Source organism: Pantoea sp. BRR-3P, assembly GCF_039621635.1.
Taxonomy (GTDB): domain Bacteria; phylum Pseudomonadota; class Gammaproteobacteria; order Enterobacterales; family Enterobacteriaceae; genus Pantoea; species Pantoea floridensis.
Genome location: NZ_CP155066.1, coordinates 2,004,671 through 2,024,543, shown reverse-complemented (window position 1 = coordinate 2,024,543; position 19,873 = coordinate 2,004,671). Strand labels below are relative to the sequence as shown.

Below are 19,873 nucleotides of genomic sequence, written 5' to 3'. Positions count from 1 at the left end.
ACTCCTTAAAACTGTTTAAGCGCATGCCAGGCGGCAGGAAGATCGTTACGCATCTGTTGATAGGTGGCGAAAAGCGGGTGATAGCGCTGCATCAGATCGGTAGATGGCGCTTCGGGTGCATCCAGCAGCGGCATGACCCAGGTTTTAACGCAGCTCTCCATTGATGGATAAGCACCAATCGCGACCGCCGCCATCATCGCGGCACCGGCCGCACCGGCTTCATCGCGCTGGCTGATACGCACTGGCGCACCAAGGCAGGCTGAGAGAATCTGGCGTAACGGCTGCGAGCGCACGGCCCCGCCGGTTAAACGAATTTCGCCCGGCAGGCTGCCCATCGCCAGATAGCAATCGCGCGCCGCCATGCCGATGCCTTCGATCACCGCACGCACCAAATCGCCAAAATTGTGGGTGTAGCTCAGGCCGGTAAAGCTGGCGCGCGCCTCGGCATTGACAAACGGCCCGCGTTCACCGGCGATGGAGATGTAAGGGTGATAGAGCAGGGTGCCGGGCTTCGCGTCGTTGAGCCAGCGATCGATATGGCCGACCAAACGGGCATGATCGATTTCACAACCAAAGCTGCTGAGCAGGTCACTGGCGAGGTTTAACAGCCAGTCGAGATTGAGCGTGGATGCCATATTGGTTTGCACCTGCGTGACATAGCCCGGCCACGGCAGCGGAATAACGTAACCGGTTTGCGCCGGATTCAGCCACACCTCATCAATGGTCACGCTGCGCAGGTGCACGCCGGTTGAGCCAACAATCGAGCAGGCGGTATTAGCTTCTCCGGTATGCACGCCAGCACCCAGCGCGGTCATCGCCATATCGACATAGCCGAGGCAGATAGGCGTGCCAGCGCGCAAACCGGTAGCCTGCGCGGCGTCGGCGGTGAGAGGATGAGTCGTTTGCGTACCCTCAATGATCTCGGGCAGCAGATGGCGACGATGCTCAAGGCCCAGTGCGGCAATGACCCGATCGTCGTAGCGCTGATGGCGGAAGTTGCCGAAGGTAAAACTCGCTTCTGAGGGGTCGGTGGCGCGTATGCCGGTGAGGTTCAGGTAGAGCCAATCTTTGCAGTGCAGCACGACTTCGCTTTGCGCCAGCAGTTCGGGATAGAACTGGTCCATGTGCGCGAGCTGCGCGCCCTGCTGGCAGGTGTTGAGTCCGGTGCCCGTGGCGTTGAAGCGCTGAGCCGCTAAGGGATGCTGATTGAGTTTTTCTACTGTGGGAGCCGCACGGGCATCCAGCCAGATCCACGCATCGCCGACCGGCTGATTATTCGCCCCCACCAGCCAGCTACCGTCTCCCTGGGCAGTGACGGCCACTGCCACTACGCGCGCGGCCAGATTGTCGACGCGCTCGCCTAATTTACGTATCGCCGTCACCGCATCTTGCCAGGTTTGCGTCATCGATTGCTGCGCCGCGCCGCCTTCACTGCGGTAATAACTGTTACGCACTGATGCGCATGCCAGCTGCGTGCCTTCCAGATCAAATGCCACCGCTTTAACCACCGAGGTGCCGGAATCCAGACCCAGAATGATATCGCCACTATCCACGTACACCTCCGAGAGAAGAAGAGTGATCACCCGACGCATTACAGTCGCCCGCTGTGTTAACAGCCTGTGATGATTTTGCTAAATAATGTCTTACACCACTTCTCACTGAGATAACATATCTTCTGTATTATTTTTCTTTAAAACAAATAAATTTCAGTAGGGATAGCGAAGTCGATCACGAAAATGATGCTAAAACCGCTGGCAAAGCGATGAGCAACCTTGGGATAAATGCTTGTATTGCGCTGTTAATGCGGTTTGTGACGCGTCCGACATCAATTAAGCGATCCAGATCGCTCTCCTGAAAAAATTGCGGCGTACCTGTTGACAATTTAGTCACATCAGCTCAATTCTCATCACACAAGTTATCACATTTATAACATTATCGGCGCGATTATCGCAGCTGATAACCGTGAGAGGTCACGTTATGTCCGATGTCTCAATACTTGCGAAACAGATCTCCCGTAAGCGTACCAGGCGCTATGCGGCGATTGCGCTGGTGGTCGTCGCCGTCATCGCCGCGATGGCGCTGGATACTAAAGTGGTCAAAATCGGCTCCGCGGATGATGCGCAGGAACAAGGGTTCGCAGCGGATAGCTACGGCCAGAAAACCTTCCCGACCATCCAGCACGACGTCGAATCTCGTGCGGTTGAGGCCAAAACGCTGGCGGACGCGCTGCAGGCGAATCAGCAGGACGCGGTGCGGAAATATGGCGTGGGCACGCCGCTGCCGGTGTTCGCGGTGAAACTGGAAGGCGTGGTGCAAGCGGGTCAGATGGGCATCTTCCCGCTACAGGTTGCCGGATTGCCGGAAGGAACGCAGGTGCGACTGCAAACCGGCCCGGCGATAACCGGCACCGATCTGCGTGACGCCAACGGCAAAATTCAGTTCGGCGATTTTATCAACCAGATTGAGTACCAAAACGCCGGTTCGGCGATCAATCGCGCGATGAAAACGGCGGTCCTCGACAAGCTGGATCGCGATGCGCTACCGGGCAAAACCGTGCAGGTGGTCGGCGTATTCCGCCTGCTGAACGCGAAGAACTGGATGGTGACGCCGGTTAGCATGGAGGTGAAATGAAACCGTTCAACGTTAATCCTGCCTTGCTGAAAGGTGAAGTGATCCTACAGGCGCGCAATATCAGCAAAGTCTACGGATCAACGCACGCGCTGAAGGGCGTCAATTTCGAAATTCGTCGTGGCGAAGTGACCACGCTATTTGGTGAAAACGGCGCGGGTAAATCGACGCTGATGAAAATTTTGTCGGGCGTAGTGACGCCAACTACCGGGGAAATTCTGTTAAACGGCGAGGAGAAAGTATTTCGATCCGCTACGGAAGCGCGAGACTGCGGCATCTCAATTATCCATCAGGAACTGAATCTCGCACCGAATATGAACGTGCGCGACAACATCTTTATGGGGCGCGAAATCATGAAGCCGGGCGGCGTGGATTACGCCGAAGAGGCGCGCGTCACGGCGCACCTGATGGCCGCGCTGGAAGAGGAGATTGATCCCCTGACGCCGGTAGAGAACCTGCGTCTCGGCCAGCAGCAGATCGTCGAAATCGCTCGTGCTCTATCGGTAAATTCACAGATTCTAATCATGGATGAGCCCACCTCAGCGCTCAGCGCGGCAGAAGTCGCCGTGTTATTTCAGGTGATACGCGATTTAACCAGTCAGGGCGTGGCGATTGTTTATATCTCCCATCATCTGGAAGAGGCGCTGGAGATTACCGATCGCGCGGTGGTATTGCGTGACGGCGTAATGACGGCCTACGCCAAACGCGATGAGATCGATCTCGAATGGATCGTGCGCAATATGGTGGGCGATCACTTTGATCTGGGATCGCCGCCCACAGGCTATGAGTTCGGTCTGCCAGCATTAACCGTTAACGATCTCACGCTGAAAAGCAAAACCGGCATTCGGCTGGTGGATAACCTGTCGCTGGCGGTGAAAGCCGGGGAGATCGTCTGTATTTACGGCCTGATGGGCGCCGGACGCACCGAGCTGCTGGAGTGTATCGCCGGGCGACTGCACCAAAACAGCGGCCACATTCTGCTGCAGGACACCGATGTCTCTGCGCTGACCATTTCACAACGCATTCAAATTGGGCTGGCGCTGGTGCCGGAAGACCGGCAGCGCGATGGCCTGGTGCAAACCATGTCGGTGGGCGAAAACCTGTCACTCGCCAGTATCAGTGAGTTTGTACGCGGCCTGATGCTCTCCAGAAGCCGTGAAAAACAGCTGGTTAACGACAGTATTCGTAACGTGACGGTGAAAACATCCGGTGGCGAAGCGGCGATTGGCTCGCTCTCTGGCGGCAATCAACAAAAAGTGGTGATTGGCAAAATGCTCGCCACGCGTCCCAAAGTGATTTTGCTGGATGAACCGAGTCGCGGCATCGATATCGGCGCCAAAGCCGAGGTGTTTCGCCTGCTGGCCGAGAGTGCCAAAAAGGGGCTGGCGGTGGTGTATACCACGTCGGAAGTGGGTGAGTGTTTGAGTATTGCGCATCGGATCGTGGTGATGAGCAAAGGGCGCATTTCCGCCATCTTCGACGCAAACGTGAGTAAAGAACGCATTATGGCCGCTTCAGGCGAGTCTCTGGTGGCATGACATGAAAAACGGAGCAAAACAGATGACTGACAGAACACAAACGCTGGCCACGCCGCCGATCGCCACCAAAAAAAACAGCGATAAACAGCTCCATCTGGCGCGTTTGCTGCTGGAAGGGCGCGCATTCATCGCGCTATTGGTGATTATCGCCACCTTCTCTTTCCTGTCGCCTAACTACTTTACCGGCGCCAATTTTCTCACCATGGCGTCGCATGTGGCGATCTTCGGATTACCGGCGATCGGCATGCTGCTGGTGATCCTCAACGGTGGCATTGATTTGTCGGTGGGCTCAACGCTCGGTCTGGCGGGCGTGATGGCCGGCTTTATGATGCAGGGGATCAATCTAGAAGCGTTCGGCGTGGTGCTGTATCTGCCGGTTTGGGCGGTAGCGATTTTGACGCTGGTGGTCGGCGCGCTGGTGGGCTTAGTCAACGGTATCCTCATCGCCTGGTTCCGCGTACCGGCGTTCGTTGCCACCCTCGGCACGATGTATGTGGCGCGCGGTATTGCGCTGCTGATCACTAACGGTCTGACCTACAACAAGCTCTCGGGTAGCGAAGCGCTGGGCAACAGCGGGTTCGACTGGCTCGGCTTTAATCGCCTCTTCAACATACCGGTTGGCGTGCTGGTGCTTGGCGTTGTGGCGCTGGCCTGTGGTTTTCTGCTTAGCCGCTCGGCCTTTGGTCGCTGGCTTTATGCTTCGGGCGGTAACGAACGCGCGGCCGATCTCTCTGGCGTGCCGGTGAAACGCATCAAAATCAGCGTTTATGTGTTGTCGGGTATCTGCGCCGCGCTGGCGGGGCTGGTGCTCTCTTCACAGCTCACCTCGGCAGGCCCAACGGCGGGTACCACTTACGAGCTGACGGCAATTGCTGCGGTGGTGATTGGTGGCGCGGCCCTGACCGGAGGACGCGGTAACGTGCGCGGTACGCTGCTCGGCGCGTTCGTGATTGGATTTCTCTCTGATGGCCTGGTGATTATCGGCGTCTCTGCTTACTGGCAGACGGTGTTCACTGGTGCCGTGATCGTGCTGGCGGTATTGCTTAACACCCTGCAATACGGGCGGCGCGCTCGCTAACCCGCGCGTGCTGTATGAGCAGCGCGCGGATATCCGTAAAACCTGTACCCCTATAATAACGGAGCACCTACTATGTTCACCAAACGTCTCTTCATCGCGGCCGCGGCCATGGCCATCACCACCTTTGCTGCGCCAACCTGGGCGGATAACGGGCTAATGACCATCATCGTTAACGATCCTTCCAACCCTTACTGGCTGACGGAAGGCCAGGTCGCGCAAAAAGCCGCCGAGAAGCTGGGCTATAGCGCTAAAGTCAGCGCCCACAAAGGCGACACGAATACCGAAAGCCAGCTGATTGATACGGCGATTACCAATAAATCCAAAGCAATCATTCTTGACCCAGCCAATGCCGACGGCTCGGTTGGGTCGGTGAAAAAGGCCATTGCCGCCAATATTCCGGTGTTTATCATCAATGCTGAGCTCAACCAGAGCGGGCTCGCCAAAGCGCAGCTGGTTTCAAACAACGCGCAGGGCGCGGCTGTCGGCGCAATGGAGTGGGTGAAGCAGGTGGGTGATACTGCCAACTATGTTGAGCTGGTTGGCCCGCCGTCCGATAACAACGCCGCAACGCGCGCGAACGGCTTCGATACCGTGTTGACGCAATATCCCACGCTGAAGAAAGTGGGTCAGGAAGTGGCTAACTGGGATCGCACCCAGGGCTTCAATAAGATGCAGTCGCTGCTGCAGGCCAATCCCAACATCAAAGGCGTGATCAGCGGCAACGATGAAATGGCGCTGGGCGCGATTGCGGCGCTGAAAGAGGCGGGCAAGCTGAACCAGATTAAAGTGGGCGGTTTTGATGGTTCGCCGGATGCGGTTGACGCGGTAAAAGCCGGTACCCTGGCGTATACCGTGATGCAGCCGGTAGCGCAGTTCGCGCAAAAAGCGGTAGAGCAGGCGGACAGCTTCCTGAAAACCGGTAAAACGGGCGCAGCCTCTGAGAAACAGCTGTTTGACTGCATTCTGATCACCAAAGAGAACGCCGGCAATTTCGCCTCGCCGTTTGTGTTGAAGCAGTAAGTAAAATCGGGTCGCCATAATGGCGACCCTACAACGGACCTGTGCGGATTTTGGCGCACCAGGACAATTTGCCAAAACCGTGTTTAAACGCTGTAATGAGTGCCGAACCCGCTTTTGCTTCTTTTCCCGGATGAAATATGGCGCACAACCCGCAGGACTCTTCCCTTGGCGTATTCATGGCCGAAACCTTACCCAGCGATAGCCGCCAGGCACGCCAGCTGGCACGTCGGCAGCTGATTGCCGAAGCCGTGATGGCAGAAGGGGCAATCCGCATTGAAGATATCACCGATCGCTTCGGGATCAGTTTGATGACCGCACACCGTGATATTGATGAGATGGTAGAGCGGGGGTTGCTGCATAAATCGCGCGGTGTGGTCTCAGCTACGCCAACCAGCCTGGTTGAATCCAGCGATATCTACCGCGCCACGCGCCAGCTGGAAGAGAAGCAGGCGATTGCTGACGTCGCCGCCACCTATCTGGAGCCGGGACAAGCCATTTTCCTCGATGACTCCACCACGGTGTTGCAGATGGCGCGGCTATTATCAGCGCGTGCGCCGCTGACGGTGATCACCAATTCACTCACGTTAATGAACGAGCTGCGCAACGGCCGGGATATCACCTTGATGGGGTTAGGCGGCCAGTTTTATCACTGGTGCAATGCCTTTATGGGACGCATGACGCGCGAAGAGATTGCCAGTCTGCGCGCCGACGTGTTTTTCGTCAGCATGTCGGCGATTATCGACGATGCCGTCTTTCATCAATCGGCCGAAACGGTAGAGACCAAACGCGCGATGTTTGATGCGGCACAGAAACGCATCCTGATGATGGACAACACCAAATTTGAGCGGCGTGCACTGCACCGTTTTGCCCATCTGCGTGAATTTGATGTGGTGATAGTCAATCAGGGAACACCGATCCCTATTTTACGTCGCATGCAGGATCTGGGCGTGAATGTGGTCGTTGCTCCGATGAAAATATCCAGCAGCGTGTCATCATAAGACGCGCGTTATTGCGCCCAACGCTTTACGTATATTTAAATATATTGAGACTTCATTGCTTTTTTTAGTTTCTTTAACCCAGGCGTTAATTATTCAGGGATTTCCTGGCAATTAAATGTCCAAATTGCTCTACGTTTACTACTCGGCCAAATTTCAGAATAATGGGGTATCTGATGCTGATAAAACTTAAACGTACGCGTACGCATGATGAGGACAGAAATCTGGCAATGTGGTTAGCCACGGCAGCCGGCGTGCTCAATGCTATTGCCCTGGGCGCATTTGGTTTTTTTCCCTCGCATATGTCAGGTAATACCTCACAATTATCCAGTGAAGTGTCGAACGTTAATTTTCGCGATATCACCTTTCTGGCCACCATTCTCGTTGCATTTGTTTGCGGCGCGGTTACCGCCAGAATGGTGGTGATTGGCGGATTAGCGAATGGCAATCGCATTATCTTTTGCCAAATTCTGTGGGTTGAAGGATTGGCGTTAATAGCGTTATCGCTGTTTGAGTTGTTCTTCTTTTCATCCGCTAATAACCGGGAAGTTATTGTCATTCTGGGCTTTCTGATGGGCGTGCATAATTCCACCTCAACACAGTTATCGAATGGTCGGGTACGTTCCACCCATATCACCGGTACGCTGACGGATGCCGGGATCTCACTGGCGTCGGTGCTGGCGGCACTGTTTCGTCGCGATCCGTCGAAAAATGTTTCGGGGCAAAAGCGGCAGTTGTGGACGCATCTGACCACGATTTTCTCTTTCCTGATCGGCGGGATTGTCGGTTTAATGATGTTTAAACACCTGGGTTTTAAAGCCATGGCAATGGTAGGCGCCATTTTAGTGCTGGTGGCCACGCTGGCGATGGTCAGAACATTAATACGCGCGAAGCGTACGGCGGCATAAACGGAGGTGACGGCTGGCAAAGCGACCACATTTTAACCGCTTTGCTAGTACCATCCTCAAATAGGAATTTTTACCTTTCACAAAAGCGTAAAACCCCTTAAATTCACGCCGACGAGCAGTGCCAGTCGCAACAGATTGGGTATTTTAACAACAATCAAATAAACACTATTGCATGCCATAAAATAATGGCAGTGAGGCTTTGTATGCTTTTAAAACGCAGCTGTAAGATTGCTATTGTTATGTTGGTTATGTTTTCTGTTACCGCCTGCGGCATGTCGCATCGCGGGAGAAATACCGCCATTGGTGCCGGTGTGGGTGCCGTAGGTGGTGCGGTATTAACCGGCGGTAGTACGTTCGGCACGCTGGGTGGTGCAGCAATTGGCGGCTTGATCGGACACGAAGTGAGCCGTTAACTGTTTGCAATTTGATTCGCTGCCTCGTTCAGCGGCAGCGAATCAGACCAGCAGCAATCAACTCTTTTCTGACATCCCGTTTATTTCATCTTCTCCTGAACTAACCATTGTTTCACACTGGTTACCTCAATACCTTCACGGTAATTATAGGTATTTACCATTTGCCATGAAACGCCATCTTCCCGCGCAAACGCCAAACGATATGCAGCATACCGATCGTGGGGTGCGTTAATGTTCGCGGCCTTTAGCGTGGCAATACGCTCCACCTGACAGGTAAAATCTGTGGCGAAATGCTGGCCAAGTAATGCCGTGAGCTGCGTATAGGTGAGGGTGTCGCCGGCAATATAAATAACCTCATTACTTATCGCCGGCGTATGGAAAAACAGGCTCGCCGTTAATCGGCCAATATCTTCTGGCGTGGTCAGGGTTAACGCAAATTCAGCATCGCCCAGTGCATGCACCGTGCGTGATGCAAGATTAACCACGCCAAAATCGGCTTCAAACAAAAAGCTGGTAAACATACCCGTCGAAACAATGACCCATTGCGTTTGCTGCTGGGCACGTAATAGCGATCTCACCGCGAGCTGTTCATCCCATACTGGTTGCCCGCTATTTTCGCCAATTCGATCGTAATCGACACCAAACTGCCAGGGGAAATAACGCGCCACCTTGGCCAACAGCACTGCCTCGGTTATTTTTATCTGTGTACCCATACCGCCCACGAAGCCGCTGCAGTTAATAATGGCATCATAGGGCGTAAACAGCTGGGCCAATTCCCCGATGGATACTGCATTAAAATCAGCCGTTAGGATGCCAATATCCCACCGAGCAAGTTGTTCTGCGCGTTGTTGGGCGCTTTGTGAGGCACTTTGTGGCCGTAATAATACGGTTAACCGGATTTCAGGATGGGATTCCCGCTGCGCATAAAACCCCTTAATTACCGCCATTCCCAATTCTCCGGCACCAATGATCAATATATTGCGCCAATGATTATTCACGTAATGGTTCATACTTTTCTCCTTAGGTTGCTGCTAAGGTTGCCCAGAAGAACGTGGCGCTGCAATCAGGCACATTAATGATACCGGGGAAGAGCATGAAATTAAGCGATGAGCAAATAACGGTGTTTGCCACCATTTGCGCGGCCCTTAACGATGAGGACGATATGCTTAAACGCGAAATTCTCACGCACGCAGGAAATCGCTGGTCGCTAAATGTTATTTATACGCTGGGGGTAAACGGCACCTTGCGACATGCTGAACTGGCCAAGGCGATGCCCGGCGTTACGCAAAGAATGTTAACGCGCACGCTGCGATCGCTTGAACGAGAGGGATTAATTAGCCGCTACGATCATCAGCGTAAACAGCCTCATCCGCGGGTTGATTACAGCCTGACGGAATTAGGTAAGGGGATGTTAACCAACATGTTACCACTGTGGCATTGGGTCATCGATAATGCAGCGTTAATACGTGATTCCCGCACCCGTTTCGATACTAAGGAGGGTCGCTCTGGCATCTAAGAAATAGCGTAATTTTCATAAGTTAATCAACATGGATAAGAGTCAATATATGGAGTTTCATCATAAAAATTGGGAAGAAAAAGCATTCGACTTAGCCAATCAAGGTATCTCCCTTGAAAGTGATGACCAAAACGTCGCGGCGACATTCTCATGGGCTGCTGCGGCGGAATTAGCAAAGACACATCTGCGGGATAAAGAAATTTATTACTGGATCTTAAGCGGGTATGGTTCTTCATTAGTTAAGTGTCAACGCTATCAGGAGGCCATTGAAGCCGCTAATGAAGCGCTTGAATGGGAAGCAACGAAAGGCCAGGTACTTGCAAGAATGACCCTCGCACGTGCGCTCTATGGAATGGGGGCAATTGACGGCGCGATAGCTTATTTCCAGCAAATATATGCGATGAAAGGCGAAGCTGTTTTTGATGCGTTTCCGGAATTCGATAAAAAAATGCTGGCAGATTTGATGGGTCTATAAAAGCGTATTCCAGGCTGCAGAGTGAAAAGAGCCTAAGTTAGGGCTCTTTTCCTACGCGATCGGAAACGTCCTACACGCCTGTGGGAACGGTATGATTTAACCCTGAGACACGCATCCTTACTCTTGCGGCATATAAATCGCATATGTTGCTGAGTGAGAGTCTGATGAATATTGTTTACCGCATTATCTGGAATAAAGTTACCGGGCAGTTTGTTGTCGCCTCCGAATTCGCGAGGGGAAAATGTAAATCAAGCCGTTCCCGCAATAGTGCCTTAATTAACGGCGTTTCGGCGGCCTTATTATTTGCAAGCGGTATGAGCACGGCACATGCCGGTTTGGTGGCGAGTGGCGTAAGCCAGAGCTATTCCGACCAGGATATCGTGACCAGCGCCAGTAATGACTATGGCATTCAGGCTGTTTTAGCCGGCGGTGAGATGAATTTCACCGGCGGCACGATCAACACCAGTGGCATTTCGGGCTACGGTGTGGTTGCTTCAGATCAAGGCATGGTTAATATCAGCGGCACCCAAGTGACCACCACCCGTGCTGACGTTCAGGCCCTGTATGCCACACGCAACGGCACAATAAATGCTGATGGTTTAACCGTGAATAGCAACGGCTATGGTGCGTATGTGACAACCAACAGCGCTATGGATTTCCTTAACGGCAGCATAACCAGCAGCGGCGATGGCGTGTATGTGGTCGGCACCAGCACGGTGAATTTTCTCAATAGCAGTGTCACCAGCAACAACCGTGGGCTGGTAGCGGGTGGACTGTCAACATTGACCGCCAGCGATGCCACGATTAATTCGGTAAATCAGGGCCTGTATGCGAACGGCGCAACTATTAACGGCGAACGTTTAATCGTCAATACCAGCGCTCGTAACGGTTACGGCGTGTTTGCCAATGGCACATCGGGCATTATCAGCCTGAAGAACAGTCGGGTGAATACTTTAGGCGATTATGCCAACGGCTTGTATACGGTCAATGGCACTTTTACTGCAGAACAGAACGATGTAGCGACCTCAGGTATCAATGCTCACGCGATCTATGCCACTGGCTCAATGGCTAATCTGAATGTCACAGGCGGCTCGCTTAGTACCACCGGTGCAGGCGCTGCTGGCGTTCTTTCGAGCGGCGGTGCGCTTGTTAACGCAGATAATCTCTTCATTAACAGCAGCGGTGTGGCTCTTTCGGCCAGCGGCGCAACACTGGATGCCAGCAATATTACCCTAAACACCGCAGCAGGATCGTCAGCGATCGCTGCCGCTGCCGGTGCGACAATTACCGGAACCGCCATTCAGGGGCAGGTGGGCGATGCGGGTAATCTGGTCACCTTTGATGGCGCTGTCGGTGCCGCCAACAGCGTTACGCTGACGAATTCTGCCCTCAGCGTAACGGGAAATAGCGCAATGGGTATCAACAGCATCAACGGCAACAATCAGCTTGCGCTGACCAATACACAACTGAGCGCGGCTGAGGGCAGTGCCATCACACTGCAGAATGGCTCTTCGCTCACTCTCTCGTTGGAGGGATCCACATTAGGCGGAGCAACACTGCTTGATGCATTGGCCAGCGATACCCGCGCGCAGATCACCGCCAGCAATGGCTCGGTGATGGCGGGTAATATCACCGTTGATCCTGCTGCTACCGCTGCGAGCAGCCTGGCGCTGAATGCTTCACAGTGGAGCGGCAGTGCGGCGAACCTGCAGGCGCTGACGCTGGAAAACGGCAGCCTGTGGAATATGACCGACAACTCAACTCTGCATACGCTGGCGCTGAATGACAGCACGCTGAATTTCGATCACAGCAATGGACGTTCAACAACCTTGACGGTGAAGGGTGACTTTACCGGCACGGGCGGCACGCTGATCATGAACACGGTGCTGGCTGGCGATGATTCAGACACCGATAAATTGCATGTAACGGGCAACACCAGCGGCACCACGCATGTCGTGATCAATAATGCCGGCGGTAGCGGGGCGCAGACGTTGAATGGGATTGAGTTAATTACCGTAGACGGCACGTCTGCCGGTGAGTTTAGCCAGCAAGGGCGTATTGCAGCAGGTGCTTATGACTATACCTTGTCGCGGGGCGCGGACACTAAAAACTGGTATCTGACCAGCGATGTCAATGCCGTGGACCCTGTTATCGATCCGGTGGTGGATCCGGTCGTTGACCCTGGCGTAGATCCCATCGAAAAGCCAGTGGTGCAGCCGGGTGCCGGCAAGCCTGCGCAGATGATTGTGCGTCCTGAGGTGGGCAACTATAACGCCAATATCGCAGCGGCTAACACTTTATTCACTTTGCGCCTGAGCGATCGTGGCGGCGAAACACACTATGTGGACGCGCTGACCGGCGAAAAGAAAACAACCAGTCTGTGGATGCGCAACCTCGGCGGCCATCAGCAGATGCGTGACAGCAGCGGACAGATCAAGACAGAAACCAATCGCTACGTGCTGCAGTTGGGCGGCGACCTTGCAACCGGGAGTTTCACCGGCAGCGATCGCCTGCATTTTGGTGCGATGGCCGGTTACGGCAACGCTCGCAGCAATAGCGATTCATCGGTTACCGGTTATCGTTCGCAGGGCCATACCAACGGTTATAACGTGGGCGTATACGGCACCTGGTATCAGCAGCCTGAACAGCACACTGGCGCCTATGTGGACAGCTGGTTGCAATATAGCTGGTTTAACAACAGCGTGAATGGCGATCATCTCGCCGCCGAGCGCTATAAATCAAACGGCTTTACTTACTCGCTGGAGAGTGGATACAGCTGGAAAGTGGGCGAAGATCGGGCGAAAAACAGCTACTTCATTGAGCCTAACGCGCAGTTCATCTGGATGGATGTGAAAGCAGACGATCATACCGAAGCCAATGGCACTCGCGTCAGCAGCCAGGGCGATGGCAACCTGCAATCACGTGTCGGTTTGCGTGCTTCACTGAAAACGGCGGGTGAACCGAATCAGGCGGTTTATCAGCCGTTCCTCGAAGCCAACTGGATTAATAACAGTAAGGACTTTGGTAGCACCCTGAATGGTGTCAGCATGACCAGCGAAGGGCAAAAAAACATCGCGGAAGTGCGCGTCGGCGTGGAGAGCAAACTTCCTTCAAGGGTTAACCTGTGGGGCAGCGTCGGTCAGCAAATGGGTAGCAATGATTACCGCGACACCAGCGCAATGCTCGGGGTAAAAGTCAGCTTCTGATCACCATTGTCCACGTTTAGCGATGCCGGGCCGTTTAGCCCGGCATTTTTACAGCTCATTGATGGGCATAACAAAATAGCGCTATGCTTAAAAAAATCAGTTATTGATTGCTCATTTCAATCACAGGACGGATATGCACAACTCTTCACCCTACAGCGCAATTATCGTCGACGATCATCCGGTGGTTCGCATGGCAATTGAAATGCTGCTACTGCGGGAAAACATTGCCGTGACCGGTAAAGCTCACGATGGCGCCGAAGCGCTGCAGTTGGTGAAAAATCTGACGCCGAATTTAATGATTCTGGATATTGCGATTCCGGTGCTTAACGGGCTGGAAGTTATTTCACGCGTTCACGCGATGGGGTATCCCGTAAAAATCCTCGTTTTCACCTCACAAACGGCGGCATCATTTGTTTCACGCTGCCGTCTCGGCGGTGCTTCCGGTTTCGTCGAGAAAACGGAAGAGATGGATGATTTACTGGATGCTATCCGCGCCATCCGGTCAGGCTATACGTTTTTTCCGGCGGAAAAGATGCCTGCGGACTATCCTGCGGGTTCAGCCACGGGTGAAGAGTCGGCCAAACTCGCGCAGCTCTCTGACCGGGAGATGATGGTGCTGATTTATCTTGCTAAGGGCTACAGCAACATCGAAATTGCCGAGGTGCTGACCCTCAGTAACAAAACCATTAGCACCTATAAGACGCGCTTGCTGCAAAAGCTGGGTGTCAAAACGCTGGTGGATTTAATCGGTATTGCCCATCGCAATCATCTTACCGACTAAGGAATATCCGTGAAGTCTCTGCTGTATAAAGTGGCTCTGCCCGTCATGGTATTTCTGGCGCTTTTAATTCTGCATGATGAGGCGATACCTGCTGCTGAACGCCCCATGGATCTGACCTTACTCAGCCGCTCACCTCAGCTGAAGCATCCGCCCACGCAAAGTTTGAACGCCGTACAGCAACAGTGGCTGGCCAGCAAAACGCAGCTGGTAGTAGGCATCGCGTTGCCGCAATATCCGCCATTTACCGTCATCAATAACAAATCTGAATTTGAGGGTATCACCGCTGACTATATTGGTTTGATGGCCACCCTCATCGGTAAGCCGATCAAGGTTAAAGTGTATGCCAATCAAAATGCGGCCTATGAAGCGTTAGAAAACGGTAACGTTGATTTGCTGGGCGGCATGACGCAGTTCGAAAAGCCGAATGAACATTTTACCCTTACGCAGCCTTATGCTACCGAACAGGCCATTATGGCGATGCGCAGTAACGCCAGCCGCACCCTGAGCAGCGATCTGGCCGGGGAAAATATTGCGATGGCGGCAGGCTATCTGCCGTTGGCATGGGTGCAGCAGCAGTTTCCCCATGCCAGCATCCAAACGTATCCCAGCTACCAACAGGCGATTGGCGCCGTGGCCTTCGGTGATGCGGATGTCTTTCTCGGCGACCTTTATCCGATTAGCCGCAATTTCCTCAACAATATCCGCGTCGTGGGTTTAGCCGACTTCCCGGCAAAAACGCTGGCGTTTGCCACACGCCCGGATAATGTGCTGCTCAAACAGATTCTGGATATTGCACTGGCCGAGGTTAGCAATGAAGAGCGCCTCAACATTCTGCAGCGCTGGCATGTTGGCCGAAGCGCTAGCGTGCTTAATCAACAGATTTTCGAACTCACCGAGAGCGAAAGGCAGTGGATCCGGCAGCACCGCAAGGTCAGGGTTGCAGCCATTGACGGCTTTGCCCCGCTGACGTTTACCGATGATGACGGCAATTATCGTGGCATCACCATCGATGTGCTGTCGCAAATTCGCTTGCGCACCGGTCTGGATTTTGAAATCAAAAGCGCGGGCAGCGTGGATGAAATGCAAAGCCTGCTCCAGCAGGGCGATGTTGATATGATTGGCGCGTTAACACCCAGCCCGCAGCGCAAAAACGGTCTTAACTTCAGCCGCGCCTACTTTACCAGCGCCTTTGTAATGGTGGTGCGACAACAGGCGAATGCACCGCGCAATCTCAGCGATTTGGGGCGAAAAAAACTGGCGGTAATTAACGGAACGCGCATGGCTGATACCCTGCGCAGCCAATATCCCGACATTCAGATCGTCAATGCCAGTAACGCCAACGATGCATTAGCCATGCTGAGTCGTGGTCAGGTAGATGCCGCAATCAATACGCTGGCCAATACCGAATATCAAATAGCCCGTTATTACCGTAATCGCATGCGTATTAGCGCCACGCTCGGTGAATCTCCGGCGTTTATTTCATTTGGTATTCCGCCCCAGTCACATGAGCTGCAGCAGATTATCGACAAGGTCATGCTGAGCATTCCACCCGATGAGATGGATGTAATTGGCAATCTCTGGCGCCCCAACAACATGGTGGCGTCGGAAAATTTCTGGCGCGAGAACCGCGTCGCCATTCTCACCGGCAGTGCATTTGCGGCGGCACTGATCATGGTTTCATTGCTTTGGGCCATCTGGCTGCGTCGCCAGATTCGCATCAAATCGCGCATTCAGCGTGAGCTCAACGATCAGCTCGAGTTCATGCATGACATGATCAACGGCACACCGAATGCGACTTACATTCGTGATGCCAGCGGGCGGTTAACCCAGTGTAACGACAGCTTTTTACAGGACCTGGGCGCCACGCGCGAACAGGTGATCAATCAATCGCTGCTGTCGAGCAATCTTTTCGCCGATGAACAGCAGACGCAGCGTTATATCCACGATTTCTACCAGGTGTTGAGTAGCGGACAGCCGCTATTCAAGGACCGCACGTTTCAGCATCTGGGTTCAGGCCAACTGAAAACTATTTTCCACTGGATTCTGCCTTACCGTGATGCGGAAGGTCGGGTAAAGGGCGTGATTGGCGGCTGGCTTGATATCAGCGAACGGCGGCAGTTACTGGAGGCGTTAAATCTGGCGAAAGAGGAAGCCGAAGCCGCCAGTCGTGCCAAAACCCAGTTCCTCTCCACCATGAGCCACGAGATTCGTACGCCTCTCAATGCCGTACTCGGCATGCTGGAGCTGGCGCGCAAATCGGCCGATAAGAATCGTGTCGATCATCAGGCGCTGGACGTTGCCTCGGATGCGGCTAACGAACTGGTAGAGCTGCTGGGGGATATTCTTGATGTGGCACGCATCGAAGCCGGTAAGCTGACGCTTCAGCCCGAGCGCGCCAACCTGCAGCAGCTGTGCAAATCCGTGGTGCGTATTTTCCAGGGAATGGCGGAACAAAAATCCCTGAGCTTAACGCTGGAGATGCAACCCGATTGCAGCGAGGATGTTTTGATTGACCCGCTCCGCTTTAAGCAGATCCTCTCTAATCTGATCGGTAATGCCCTTAAATTTACCGCTCAGGGCGGCGTCAGTGTTGCCGTGCGCATTGAGCAGCAGGCGCGCTGGCACATCGCGCTCAGCGTGAGTGATAGCGGTAAAGGCATTTCACGAGAAGATCAGGCCAGGCTCTTCGCACCGTTTAGCCAGGTGGGATCTCACGGTGAGCAAACGCAGCGTGGCACCGGGCTGGGGCTGATTATCTGTAAAACCTTGTGCGAGAAAATGGACGGTTCTATTTCGCTGGAGAGCCAGCCGGGAATCGGTACGCGTATTGACGTGCAGCTGTTTGCTGACAGGCTGCCACAGGGAGAGCCGCAGCAGGAGCCGGTTTCTGTCGCCAGCGCGCAGCGCCATTCGAGCTTGCGCATTCTTATTGCGGATGATTTCAGGGCTAACCGTTTACTCCTCACGCGACAGCTCCAGTTTCTGGGCCATCAGGTACTTGAAGCCAGCGATGGTCGCCAGGCGCTGCACCTCTGGCGTCAGCAGCCGCTTGATGTGGTCATTACGGATTGCCGTATGCCGGAGATGGATGGCTATGCGCTGGCGCAGGCGATTCGTGCGGAAGAGGCGTTGCGCAACGGTTCTGCCTGTACCATTTTAGGGTTTACTGCGAACGCGTTGCCGGAAGAAATTATCCGTTGTCGCGAGGCGGGCATGGATGGCTGCATGTTCAAGCCGAGTACGCTAGAGGATCTCCAGCGCTGGCTGGATCCGGTGACACGTCAGCCTGTGCCCGAAGCGTTACCGGGAAACGATGACGTTTCGGATGCGATGCGTAAACTCGCGGGGGGCGATGCCACGCTGGTGAGCGAGCTGATGCAGGAGATGTTGGCGAGTTATCAGCAAGATATGCTGGCCTTGACCGCGGCGTTAGCTGACGACGATCGTGACGCATTGCTGGAGCTGGCTCATAAAGTGAAGGGTAGCGCGCGGTTGACGGGTTCCGCTGAGCTGGTTGCACGGTGCGTCGAACTGGAAATTAGCTGTCATGCACCTTCGCCACTGCGCAAAGAGATTGCGGAAGCGGGGCGGGCGTTGCTGGCGGAGATTCGGCGCGCTTTAAACACACTTTCATCAGCACCTCCTTCCAATTGATGAAAGGCCTTAGTCTTGCGACTAAGGCCTTTTGCTCATCAGTAGAGTCAGCAACGGTTTACTTATAAGTCACTTCTACGATTTTCAGATTAGCGTGATTTTTTACTGTTTCAATGCTGACCGTGCCCAGCTGATAGGGCATGGCCTGCTTGTGCTGGGACATAGCAATCGTTTGTACCTGATTGACACCGTTGCGGTAGCAGTTGATTGAAGCCTGCTGCAGCTGTGTGCTGGTGTCGCAAACGGATTCAACCACTGAGCCATTAAAGGTGATGGTGCCATCTGCCGCTATCGCTGTGGGTAGCATAATCAGACCTGACAATAAAACTAATAGGTTGCGCATTCGAAATCCCCTGGGTTGCCTAAGAGAATTATCGGGCACGCAGGGGAAAAACTTAAGCGAATACGGCAGCTAAATTAAGTAAATACTGCAATTAGCCTCAGAAAAGTCTTGGTTGCATCAGGGGTTAGGCTGACCCAACAGCGTGGTTTCCAGCTGATCGAGTGCGAATAAAATACCGTAACGCCGCGTATTTTTCGCCACCGGCAGCGGCAGCCAAATATCGGCCTGGCTGGCGAGGTCCAGCGTGCTTGGGCAGAGCGCAATCACCGGGGTTTTTTGGATAGTTGCGTGATGTACGGCGCTGAGGACGTGGCTGTTTACGGCATCCGGCGCGAGAATAAACAACACATCATCTGGCTGCAAACGACTCAGCGTCATGCTTAATAGATTGTCATCCTGAATCCAGGCGATAGCTAATCCGAGACGATGCACACGCTGGTGGACCTCAGCAACCATTGGCGTTTGTGGGCCTGATGCGCCAATCAGCAGCACGCTTCTTGCCTTGCGTAACGTCTCTGCTGCTCGCGTCCAGGTTGCGCGTTCTGCCAGCGCGAATTGCTGCGTCAACGCCTGGCTGATTGCCTCTAAGGGCGCAATAGCAGGGGGATGACGTACCTGTGGCGCGCGCGCTAAACGCATGCGCAAATCGCGAATATCTTCGCAGCCCATTGAACGAGCGAAGCGGGTGATGGTCGCCGCACTGACTTCAGCACGTCCGGCAAGTTGCTCGATGGTGGCGGAAGCAGCAAACGTTGTGTCACTCAAAATAGCCTCCGCGACGCGCTTTTCCTGCTGACTCAGTGATGCCTGCCGCTGGCGGATAACATCGATAAAGGCCACGTCCTGCTGCTGGCCGGCTTTCCGCACCTGATGCAAAAAGTCATCAAGATCGCGGCAACCTGCCGAAGCGGCAAAGCGGCGTAGCACCTCCTGGCTTACGCCCGCCTGCGCGGCCAGTCCTTCCATGGTGGTGTGCACATTGGCGTCCAGGTTCGCCAGAATAAAGCGCGCCAGCCTCGACTCTTGCGCATCTGCGCGCTCACTCTGCTGTCGCAATTGCCAGACAATATCCATTAGCTCATCACATCCTCAATAGCGAAGGTACATCATGCATGAAATTAATTTTCATGTTGAGTTTTTTTTCAGCGTTTTTTATGCGTTTTTTGCGATAAGTGATGATTAAGACAAAATAATTACGCGTAAGATCACACTGATGAAAAATATTTTCATACAAAATATTCACATAATTATCTGATTATTAACAAATAAATAATTATTCATCAGAAAATCGTCTGCCCATAGCCACTTTACAGCTTCC

General features: G+C 53.7%; 16 protein-coding genes. 12 read left to right on the top strand and 4 right to left on the bottom strand.

What is annotated here, in order from left to right; all coding sequences use genetic code 11:
- Positions 1-5: 5 nt before the first annotated feature.
- Positions 6-1,553, bottom strand: coding sequence for an FGGY-family carbohydrate kinase (locus tag AAGR08_RS09325; protein ID WP_345829749.1), 1,548 nt, complete (start codon positions 1,551-1,553; stop codon positions 6-8).
- A 424-nt stretch (positions 1,554-1,977) separates the two neighbouring features.
- Between AAGR08_RS09325 and AAGR08_RS09320 the strand changes: the two genes are divergently transcribed.
- From AAGR08_RS09320 to AAGR08_RS09290, 7 genes are all read left to right on the top strand, one after another.
- Positions 1,978-2,631: a DUF2291 domain-containing protein gene (locus tag AAGR08_RS09320; protein ID WP_345829747.1), complete on the top strand. Its 654-nt coding sequence runs from the start codon at positions 1,978-1,980 to the stop codon at positions 2,629-2,631.
- Positions 2,628-4,166, top strand: coding sequence for a sugar ABC transporter ATP-binding protein (locus AAGR08_RS09315; protein WP_097097334.1), 1,539 nt, complete (start codon positions 2,628-2,630; stop codon positions 4,164-4,166). Before AAGR08_RS09320 ends, AAGR08_RS09315 begins: the two co-directional genes overlap by 4 nt.
- Positions 4,167-4,188: 22 nt before the next feature.
- On the top strand, positions 4,189-5,244 hold the full coding sequence (locus AAGR08_RS09310) for an ABC transporter permease (RefSeq protein ID WP_176519175.1): 1,056 nt from the start codon (positions 4,189-4,191) through the stop codon (positions 5,242-5,244).
- Between the two features lie 72 nt (positions 5,245-5,316).
- Positions 5,317-6,264: a D-ribose ABC transporter substrate-binding protein gene (locus tag AAGR08_RS09305; RefSeq protein WP_007888383.1), complete on the top strand. Its 948-nt coding sequence runs from the start codon at positions 5,317-5,319 to the stop codon at positions 6,262-6,264.
- Positions 6,265-6,401: 137 nt separating this feature from the next.
- Positions 6,402-7,262 carry a DeoR/GlpR family DNA-binding transcription regulator gene (locus AAGR08_RS09300; protein WP_097097332.1) on the top strand — a complete coding sequence of 287 codons (861 nt, stop codon included), beginning with the start codon at positions 6,402-6,404 and terminating at the stop codon, positions 7,260-7,262.
- A gap of 173 nt (positions 7,263-7,435) precedes the next feature.
- A complete protein-coding gene (locus AAGR08_RS09295; protein WP_097097331.1) occupies positions 7,436-8,167 on the top strand; it encodes a YoaK family protein in 732 nt (243 codons plus the stop codon).
- Positions 8,168-8,370: 203 nt separating this feature from the next.
- Positions 8,371-8,580, top strand: a complete 210-nt coding sequence (locus AAGR08_RS09290) for a glycine zipper 2TM domain-containing protein (protein ID WP_064738688.1) — start codon at positions 8,371-8,373, stop codon at positions 8,578-8,580.
- An 80-nt stretch (positions 8,581-8,660) separates the two neighbouring features.
- Here the strand turns inward: AAGR08_RS09290 and AAGR08_RS09285 are convergent, their stop codons facing one another.
- On the bottom strand, positions 8,661-9,590 hold the full coding sequence (locus tag AAGR08_RS09285) for an aromatic alcohol reductase (protein ID WP_345829741.1): 930 nt from the start codon (positions 9,588-9,590) through the stop codon (positions 8,661-8,663).
- A gap of 83 nt (positions 9,591-9,673) precedes the next feature.
- On the opposite strand from AAGR08_RS09285, the gene AAGR08_RS09280 reads away from it, so the two are divergent.
- The 5 genes from AAGR08_RS09280 (at position 9,674) to AAGR08_RS09260 (ending at position 18,212) form a co-directional block, all read left to right on the top strand.
- Positions 9,674-10,096, top strand: coding sequence for a helix-turn-helix domain-containing protein (locus AAGR08_RS09280; RefSeq protein ID WP_097097329.1), 423 nt, complete (start codon positions 9,674-9,676; stop codon positions 10,094-10,096).
- Between the two features lie 31 nt (positions 10,097-10,127).
- Entirely contained in the window at positions 10,128-10,571 is a 444-nt protein-coding gene (locus tag AAGR08_RS09275) for a tetratricopeptide repeat protein (protein ID WP_345829740.1), read from the top strand.
- 314 nt (positions 10,572-10,885) lie between these two features.
- On the top strand, positions 10,886-13,777 hold the full coding sequence (locus AAGR08_RS09270; protein WP_345829739.1) for an autotransporter outer membrane beta-barrel domain-containing protein: 2,892 nt from the start codon (positions 10,886-10,888) through the stop codon (positions 13,775-13,777).
- A gap of 133 nt (positions 13,778-13,910) precedes the next feature.
- Positions 13,911-14,558 carry a response regulator transcription factor gene (locus tag AAGR08_RS09265; protein WP_345829738.1) on the top strand — a complete coding sequence of 216 codons (648 nt, stop codon included), beginning with the start codon at positions 13,911-13,913 and terminating at the stop codon, positions 14,556-14,558.
- A 9-nt stretch (positions 14,559-14,567) separates the two neighbouring features.
- Positions 14,568-18,212, top strand: coding sequence for a transporter substrate-binding domain-containing protein (locus tag AAGR08_RS09260; RefSeq protein WP_345829736.1), 3,645 nt, complete (start codon positions 14,568-14,570; stop codon positions 18,210-18,212).
- Between the two features lie 58 nt (positions 18,213-18,270).
- Here AAGR08_RS09260 and AAGR08_RS09255 read toward each other — a convergent pair whose 3' ends face one another.
- Complete coding sequence (locus tag AAGR08_RS09255; protein WP_097097324.1) at positions 18,271-18,555, bottom strand: hypothetical protein; 285 nt, start codon at positions 18,553-18,555, stop codon at positions 18,271-18,273.
- A 117-nt stretch (positions 18,556-18,672) separates the two neighbouring features.
- Positions 18,673-19,629: a hypothetical protein gene (locus AAGR08_RS09250; RefSeq protein ID WP_345829734.1), complete on the bottom strand. Its 957-nt coding sequence runs from the start codon at positions 19,627-19,629 to the stop codon at positions 18,673-18,675.
- Between the last annotated feature and the right edge of the window lie 244 nt (positions 19,630-19,873).